Annotated in this window: 6 protein-coding genes; 1 reads left to right on the top strand and 5 read right to left on the bottom strand. The window is 66.1% G+C overall.

Annotated features, from left to right (window positions below; translation table 11 throughout):
- Window positions 1-121 precede the first annotated feature (121 nt).
- From B2790_RS22650 to B2790_RS22635, 4 genes are read right to left on the bottom strand one after another with little or no spacing between them, the layout of a single operon-like run.
- On the bottom strand, window positions 122-2,074 hold the full coding sequence (locus tag B2790_RS22650; protein WP_274120748.1) for an acetyl/propionyl/methylcrotonyl-CoA carboxylase subunit alpha: 1,953 nt from the start codon (window positions 2,072-2,074) through the stop codon (window positions 122-124).
- Entirely contained in the window at window positions 2,071-2,886 is an 816-nt protein-coding gene (locus B2790_RS22645; protein WP_189121252.1) for a gamma-carboxygeranoyl-CoA hydratase, read from the bottom strand. The genes B2790_RS22650 and B2790_RS22645 overlap by 4 nt, the downstream gene beginning before the upstream one ends.
- A 3-nt stretch (window positions 2,887-2,889) precedes the next feature.
- Window positions 2,890-4,497: a carboxyl transferase domain-containing protein gene (locus B2790_RS22640; RefSeq protein WP_286919822.1), complete on the bottom strand. Its 1,608-nt coding sequence runs from the start codon at window positions 4,495-4,497 to the stop codon at window positions 2,890-2,892.
- 20 nt (window positions 4,498-4,517) lie between these two features.
- On the bottom strand, window positions 4,518-5,681 hold the full coding sequence (locus B2790_RS22635; RefSeq protein ID WP_025339821.1) for an isovaleryl-CoA dehydrogenase: 1,164 nt from the start codon (window positions 5,679-5,681) through the stop codon (window positions 4,518-4,520).
- 323 nt (window positions 5,682-6,004) lie between these two features.
- Between B2790_RS22635 and B2790_RS22630 the strand changes: the two genes are divergently transcribed.
- A complete protein-coding gene (locus B2790_RS22630; RefSeq protein WP_286919821.1) occupies window positions 6,005-7,687 on the top strand; it encodes an AMP-binding protein in 1,683 nt (560 codons plus the stop codon).
- 237 nt (window positions 7,688-7,924) lie between these two features.
- Here B2790_RS22630 and B2790_RS22625 read toward each other — a convergent pair whose 3' ends face one another.
- The gene (locus B2790_RS22625) at window positions 7,925-8,086 is read right to left on the bottom strand and encodes a hypothetical protein (RefSeq protein WP_003251307.1); all 162 of its coding nucleotides are present in this window, start codon (window positions 8,084-8,086) and stop codon (window positions 7,925-7,927) included.
- Window positions 8,087-8,212: the final 126 nt, after the last annotated feature.

Raw genomic sequence — 8,212 nt, 5'->3', positions numbered from 1 at the left:
CTTTGCGGCCCTATCGCCGGCAAGCCAGCTCCCACAGGTACAGCGTTGCTCTCGAGGTGTCGCTGTACCTGTGGGAGCGGCCTTGTGTCGCGAAAGGGCCGCAAAGCGGCCCCCGGGACTCTTACTCCGCCAGTTCGACCAGCACCGTCCCTTCGCTGACCATATCCCCTTCCTGGCAGAACAACGCCTTCACTGTGCCGCCATGCGGCGCGCGAATGCTGTGCTCCATCTTCATGGCCTCGAGCACTACCAGCGCCGTACCTGCTTCCACCACCTGCCCAGGCTCCACCAGCACCCGCACGATGCTGCCGTTCATGGGCGCGCCCAGGCCGCCCTGGTGGCTGTGGCTGGCCTCGGCCTCGGCAATCGGGTCGAAGGCTTCGATGGCATGCATCTCGCCATCCCACTGCAAGTACAACGTGCCACCGCGGCGGATCGCCAGATGCTGGCGTCGCACACCCGCCTGGTCATGCACCAACTGCTCGCCCACCAGTTGCCAGGTAGACGCAGCGCTGCGCTCCAAGGCAACTGCCTGGTCCTGCCCGCCACTCGCCAGGTGCAGGCTGCTGCGCGCCGGCAGGCCCAGGCGCAAGCCGTTGCGTTCGGCCCACGGTGAACTGCGGTCGTCCTCCCGCTGATGTGCGGCCTGGCCCTGCAACCAGGCCTCGGCCGCGGCTTCCCAGAAGCCTGTCGGCAGCGCTTGAGGCGCGGGCAGCAGAACCTCCTGGTGACGCGGAATGAAGCCAGTATCCAACTCCGCTGCAGCAAACGCCGGGTGGGCGAGAATGCGCCGCAGGAAGGCGATGTTGGTCTTCAACCCGCCAATGGCAAACTCGTCGAGCATGGCCAGCAAGCGCAGGCGCGCCTGCTCGCGGTCTTCGCCCCAGGCGATCAGCTTGCCCAGCATCGGGTCGTAGAACGGCGACACCACATCACCTTCGCTGACCCCGCTGTCCACCCGTCGCCCTTCGCCGGCTGCCGACTCGCGGTACAGCGCCAGCTTGCCGGTCGCGGGCAGGAATTCGTTGGCCGGGTCCTCGGCATACAGGCGCACTTCGATGGCATGGCCGATCAGCGGCACCTGTTCCTGGGTGATCGGCAGGGCCTCGCCGCAGGCCACGCGAATCTGCCAGGCCACCAGGTCGAGCCCGGTAATTGCCTCGGTGACCGGGTGCTCCACCTGCAGGCGGGTGTTCATCTCCATGAAGAAGAACTCGCCACGGGCATCGAGCAGAAACTCCACGGTGCCGGCGCCCACGTAGCCGATGGCCTGGGCCGCGCGTACCGCCGCTTCACCCATGGCCCGGCGCAATTCGGCCGACAGGCCTGGCGCAGGGGCTTCTTCCACCACCTTCTGGTGACGGCGCTGGATCGAACAGTCACGCTCGTTGAGGTACAGGCAGTTGCCGTGCTGGTCGGCGAATACCTGGATTTCCACATGGCGCGGCTTGAGCACGTACTTTTCCACCAGCATGCGCGCATCGCCGAACGACGACTGCGCCTCACGCTGGGCCGAGGCCAGGGCGTCGGCCAGCTGGCTTTCTTCTTCGACCACTTTCATGCCCTTGCCACCGCCGCCGGCGCTGGCCTTGAGCAGCACCGGGTAGCCGATGCGTTCGGCGGCGGCACGGAAGGTGTCCAGGTCCTGGGCTTCGCCGTGGTAGCCCGGCACCAGTGGCACGCCAGCGGCTTCCATCAGTGCCTTGGCCGCCGACTTGCTGCCCATGGCGTCGATGGCGCTGGCCGGTGGGCCGAGGAAGATCAACCCGGCCTCTTCGATGGCACGGGCGAACCCTGCATTCTCGGACAGGAAGCCATAGCCCGGGTGGATGGCCTGGGCGCCGCTGGCCTTGGCTGCGGCCAGCAGCTTGTCGATCAGCAGGTAGCTTTCGGCAGCCTTGGTGCCGCCGAGGTCGACGCGGATATCGGCTTCGCGGCTGTGCCGGGCATCACGGTCGGTGGCGCTGTGCACGGCCACGGTAGTCAGGCCCATGGCCTTGGCGGTGCGCATCACCCGGCAGGCGATTTCGCCGCGGTTGGCGACCAGCAGGGTGGTCAAAGCGGGGCGGCTCATGGGCGCGGCTCCTTCTTGTCGTCGGTTTGCCAGGCGGGGCGGCGTTTTTCCAGGAAGGCGCGCAGGCCCTCCTGGCCTTCGGCGCTGACGCGGATGCGGGCGATGGTGTTTTCGCAGTAGCGGCGCAGGGCCGGGCTGAGTTCGCCGTCGTCCACCTCACGCAGCAGGTCCTTGGTCGCGCGTAGCGCTTGCGGGCTGTTTTGCAGCAGGTTGCTCACCCAGGCTTCGACCTGGGCGTCCAGTTCGCTGGCCGGGTAGACCTCGGCCAGCAGGCCCAGCTCGCGGGCCCGCACGCCGCTGAAACGCTCGGCGGTGAGGGCATAGCGGCGCGCGGCACGCTCGCCGATGGCCTTGACCACGAACGGGCTGATCACTGCCGGGGCCAGGCCGATGCGCACTTCCGACAGGCACAGCTGAGCGTCTTCGGCACCGATGGCCATGTCGCAGCAACTGATCAGGCCCAGCGCGCCGCCAAAGGCCGCGCCTTGCACCACGGCCAGGGTCGGCGCCTTGAGGCGGTGCAGAGCGTACATAAGCTCGCCCAGCTCGCGGGCATCATCCAGGTTGGTGTTGAAGTCCAGCTGCGCCGACTGCTGCATCCAGGCCAGATCGGCGCCGGCGCTGAAGTGCCGGCCGCGGCCGCGCAGCAGCACGAAGCGCAGGCTGGTGTCCTCGGCCAACTGGTCGAGGGCGACGATCAGCTCGCGGATCATCAAGGCGTTGAAGGCGTTGTTCTTGTCCTCGCGGCTCAGCCACAGGGTGGCGAAGCCGCGCGGGTCGCGGATCACTTCGAGGGTGCTGAAATCGCTCATGGGTCACATCCGGAAAATGCCGAAGCGGCTCTGTTCGATCGGTGCGTTCAGCGCGGCGGACAACGCCAGGCCGAGCACGTCGCGGGTCTGTGCCGGGTCGATGACACCGTCGTCCCACAGGCGGGCGCTGGAGTAGTAGGGGTGGCCCTGGTGCTCGTACTGGTCGAGGATCGGCTGCTTCAGCCGGGCTTCGTCTTCGGCGCTGAACGGGTGGCCACTGCGCTCGCTCTGTTCGCGCTTGACCTGGGCCAGCACGCCGGCGGCCTGTTCGGCCCCCATCACGCCAATCCGCGCGTTGGGCCACATCCACAGGAAGCGCGGGTCGTAGGCACGGCCGCACATGCCGTAGTTGCCGGCGCCAAAGCTGCCGCCAATGATCACCGTGAACTTCGGCACCTGGGCGCAGGCCACGGCAGTGACCAGCTTGGCGCCGTGCTTGGCGATGCCGCCTTCTTCGTACTTTTTGCCCACCATGAAGCCGGTGATGTTCTGCAGGAACAGCAGCGGGATGCCGCGCTGGCAGGCCAGTTCGATGAAGTGCGCGCCTTTTTGTGCGGCCTCGGCGAACAGGATGCCGTTGTTGGCGAGGATCGCCACCGGGTAGCCGTGCAGGTGGGCGAAGCCGCACACCAGGGTGGTACCGAACAGCGCCTTGAACTCGTCGAACACCGAGCCGTCGACCAGGCGCGCGATCACCTCGCGCACGTCGAACGGTTGCTTGGCATCGGCCGGCACCACGCCATACAGCTCATCGGCGGCATACAGCGGTGCCACCGGAGCCAGGCGCTGCAGCTTGCCCAGCTTGTGCCAGTTGAGGTTGGCCACGCTGCGTCGGGCCAGGGCCAGGGCGTGTTCGTCGTTGTCGGCATAGTGGTCGGCCACGCCGCTGGTGCGGCAGTGCACATCGGCGCCGCCGAGGTCTTCGGCGCTCACCACTTCACCGGTGGCGGCCTTTACCAAGGGGGGGCCGGCGAGGAAGATGGTCGCCTGCTGGCGCACCATGATCGCTTCGTCGGCCATCGCGGGCACGTACGCACCGCCGGCGGTGCACGAGCCCATCACCACGGCAATCTGCGGAATGCCCAGTGCGCTCATGTTGGCCTGGTTGAAGAAGATCCGTCCGAAGTGTTCGCGGTCGGGGAACACTTCGTCCTGGCGTGGCAGGTTGGCGCCGCCGGAGTCCACCAGGTAGATGCACGGCAGGCGGTTCTGCATGGCGATGGTCTGCGCACGCAGGTGTTTCTTCACCGTCAGCGGGTAGTAGGAACCGCCTTTGACCGTGGCGTCGTTGGCCACGATCATGCATTCCACGCCTTCGACGCGGCCGATGCCGGCGATCACGCCCGCAGCGGGTACGTCTTCGCCATATACCTCATGGGCAGCCAGCTGGCCGATTTCGAGGAACGGCGAGCCCGGGTCCAGCAGGCGGTCGATACGCTCGCGCGGCAGCAGCTTGCCACGCGAAGTGTGCCGCTCCTGGGCCTTGGGCCCACCGCCCTGGGCCACCTGGGCGAGCAGGCCGCGCAGGGCCTGGACCTGTTCGAGCATGGCCGCGCTGTTGCCGGCGAACTCCGCCGAACGCGGGTTGATCTGGGTGTGCAAGGTAGCCATGTGCGCCCGTCCCCTTGTGCTCAGCGGGTTTCGTTGAACAGTTCGCGGCCGATCAGCATCCGGCGGATTTCGCTGGTGCCGGCACCGATCTCGTACAGCTTGGCGTCGCGCAGCAGGCGGCCTGCCGGGAATTCGTTGATATAGCCATTGCCGCCGAGAATCTGGATCGCCTCCAGGGCCATTTGCGTGGCGCGCTCGGCGGTGTACAGGATCACCCCGGCGGCGTCCTTGCGGGTGGTCTCGCCACGGTCGCAGGCCTGGGCCACGGCATACAGGTAGGCGCGGCTGGCGTTGAGCTGGGTGTACATGTCGGCGATCTTGCCCTGGATCAGCTGGAACTCGCCGATGCTCTGGCCGAACTGCTTGCGGTCGTGAATGTAGGGCACCACCAGGTCCATGCAGCTTTGCATGATGCCGGTCGGGCCGCCGGACAGCACCACGCGCTCGTAGTCCAGGCCGCTCATCAGCACGCGCACGCCACCGTTGAGCTGGCCGAGGATGTTTTCTTCCGGCACTTCGACGCCGTCGAAGAACAGCTCGCAGGTGTTGGAACCACGCATGCCCAGCTTGTCGAACTTGTTGCTGCGGCTGAAGCCTTTCCAGTCACGCTCGACGATGAACGCGGTGATGCCGTGCGCGCCCTTGTCCAGGTCGGTCTTGGCATAGATCACGTAGGTGTTGGCGTCCGGGCCGTTGGTGATCCAGGTCTTGCTGCCGTTGAGCACGTAGTGGTCGCCGCGCTTTTCCGCGCGCAGCTTCATCGACACCACGTCGGAACCGGCGTTGGGCTCGCTCATGGCCAGGGCGCCGATGTGCTCGCCGCTGATCAGCTTGGGCAGGTACTTGAGCTTCTGCTCGTGGCTGCCGTTGCGGTTGATCTGGTTGACGCAGAGATTGGAGTGGGCACCGTAGGACAGGGCCACCGAGGCCGAGCCACGGCTGATTTCTTCCATCGACACCACGTGGGCCAGGTAGCCCAGGCCGGCGCCGCCGTATTCTTCCGGCACGGTGATGCCCAGCAGGCCCATGTCGCCGAACTTGCGCCACATGTCGGCCGGGAACAGGTTGTCGTGGTCGATTTGCGCGGCGCGCGGGGCCAGTTCGGCGGCGACGAAGGTGCGCACCTGGTCGCGGAGCATGTCGATGGTTTCGCCCAGGGCGAAGTTCAGGGTGGGGTAATGCATGCTGGGGGCACCTTCTTGTTCTTGAAATATGGGAAACACCTGGCTCAAGCATTTGGCGCCGGACCCTGTGGGAGCGGGCTTGCCCGCGAATGCGTCAGCAGGACCACCGTCATTGCCTGAGTGATCGCATTCGCGGGCACGCCCGCTCCCACAGGGTTCGGCGTCATGCCTGAGGGATGGTGTCGTTCATCACCTTTACGTTAACGTAAACCTGCATGCGCTCACTGTCAATCGACTCATCACCTTTACGTAAACGTAAATCTGCGCCAGAGTATTCCCGCTTGCTTCAGTCGTGCCCAGAACAACCACAAGAAGGGACACCCATGAGTCAACCAAGCTATACCCGCGGTCGCCAGAACCAAGCCTTGCTGACCCAGACCATCGGCCAGGCCTTTGACGCCACCGTGGCCCGTTGTGCCGACAGCGAGGCCCTGGTGTCGCGCCATCAGGGCCTGCGCTACAGCTGGCGGCAGTTGGCCGAGCAGGTCGAGGTGCATGCTCGTGCCCTGATGGCCCTGGGCGTGAACACCGGCGATCGGGTCGGCATCTGGTCGCCCAACTGCGCCCAGTGGTGCATCCTGCAGCTGGCCAGCGCCAAGGTTGGCGCGATTCTGGTCAACATCAACCCGGCCTACCGCGTGGGCGAGCTGGAATACGTGCTGCGCCAGTCCGGTTGCCGCTGGCTGGTGTGTGCCGATGCCTTCAAGACGTCCGACTACCACGCCATGGTTCAGGAACTGGCGCCGGAGCTGGCCAGCGCCACCCCCGGTGAAATGGCCAGTGAACGCCTGCCCGACCTGCGTGGTGTGGTCAGCCTGGCCGCCAACCCGCCGGCAGGCTTCCTGCCTTGGCAAGCGCTGGCCGAGCGGGCAGGGCAGACCTCCGTCGAGGCTTACGCGAAGCGCCAGCAAAGCCTGCAGTTCGACCAGCCGGTGAACATCCAGTACACCTCCGGCACCACCGGCGCACCGAAGGGCGCCACGCTCAGCCACTACAACATCCTCAACAACGGCTTCATGGTCGGCGAAAGCCTGGGCCTGACCGCACGTGACCGCATGGTGATCCCGGTGCCGCTTTACCACTGCTTCGGCATGGTCATGGCCAACCTCGGTTGCATCACCCACGGCAGCACCATGATCTACCCCAACGACGCCTTCGACGCCGAGCTCACCCTGCGCGCCGTGGCCGAAGAGCGCGCGAGCATTCTCTATGGCGTGCCAACCATGTTCATCGCCATGCTCGACCACCCCGCGCGCGCGCAAATGGACCTGTCGACCCTGCGCAGCGGCATCATGGCCGGCGCCACCTGCCCGATCGAGGTAATGCGCCGGGTCATCGATCAGATGCACATGGCCGAAGTGCAGATTGCCTACGGCATGACCGAAACCAGCCCGGTGTCGCTGCAGACCGGCCCGGACGACGACCTGGAGCTGCGCGTGACCACCGTCGGCCGCACCCAGCCGCAGCTGGAGAACAAGCTGGTGGACGCAGACGGCTGTATCGTCCCGCGCGGCGAGATCGGCGAGCTGTGCACCCGCGGCTACAGCGTGATGCTCGGCTACTGGGACAACCCCCAGGCCACGGCAGATGCCATCGACCCGGCCGGCTGGATGCATTCGGGCGACCTGGCGGTGATGGATGAGCACGGCTACGTGCGCATTGTCGGGCGCAACAAGGACATGATCATTCGCGGCGGCGAGAACATCTACCCGCGTGAACTGGAAGAGTTCTTCTACACCCACCCGGCGGTGGCTGATGCGCAGGTGATCGGCATCCCGTGCAGCCGTTATGGCGAGGAAATCGTCGCCTGGATCAAGCTGCACCCGGGGCACAGTGCCACGGTCGAGGAACTGCAGGGCTGGTGCAAGGCGCGCATTGCACACTTCAAGGTGCCGCGGCATATCCGCTTTGTCGACGAGTACCCGATGACGGTGACCGGCAAGGTGCAGAAGTTCCGCATGCGGGAGATCAGTGTGGCGGAGATCTCGGCGGTTACTGCTGGTTGATGCATTGGCTGTTCCGGCCCTTTCGCGGGCACGCCCGCTCCCACAGGTACTTCACTGCCCTCGGGCTCTGTGGAATACCTGTGGGAGCGGGCGCGCCCGCGAAGAGGCCGGCCCTGCCAGCACAAGATCCTGGTCTCCCACAGGTACTTCACTGCCCTCGGGCTCTGTGGAATACCTGTGGGAGCGGGCGTGCCCGCGAAGAGGCCGGCCCCGCCAGCACAAGATCCTGGTCTACCCTTAAGCCTTCACCGGTGGCTCCTGGCTCGGCGGGTCGCCCACTGTCGGCGGCACGGTCGGCTTGATCGGCAGCTCGTCCGGGTCTTCCTCCGGCACGGGCGGCGGCAGGCTCGGGTCGTCGATGTTGGGATCGGGAGTCTCCGGTGGAATGGGAATGTTCATGGCCTGACCTCGCTTGGGTAATTGAAGAGGTGCTGCAGGCTTCGACCCCTGGCAGCTGCCGTTCGCTCAATTTTTTTGAACCCCACGCCTGTGCCCGGCTCTGAACCCTTACCGCCACCAGCCTGA

Origin of the sequence: Pseudomonas sp. UBA6753 (genome assembly GCF_002453565.1) — a bacterium.
GTDB lineage: Bacteria > Pseudomonadota > Gammaproteobacteria > Pseudomonadales > Pseudomonadaceae > Aquipseudomonas > Aquipseudomonas putida_Z.
This window is presented reverse-complemented; position numbering and strand designations above follow the sequence as displayed.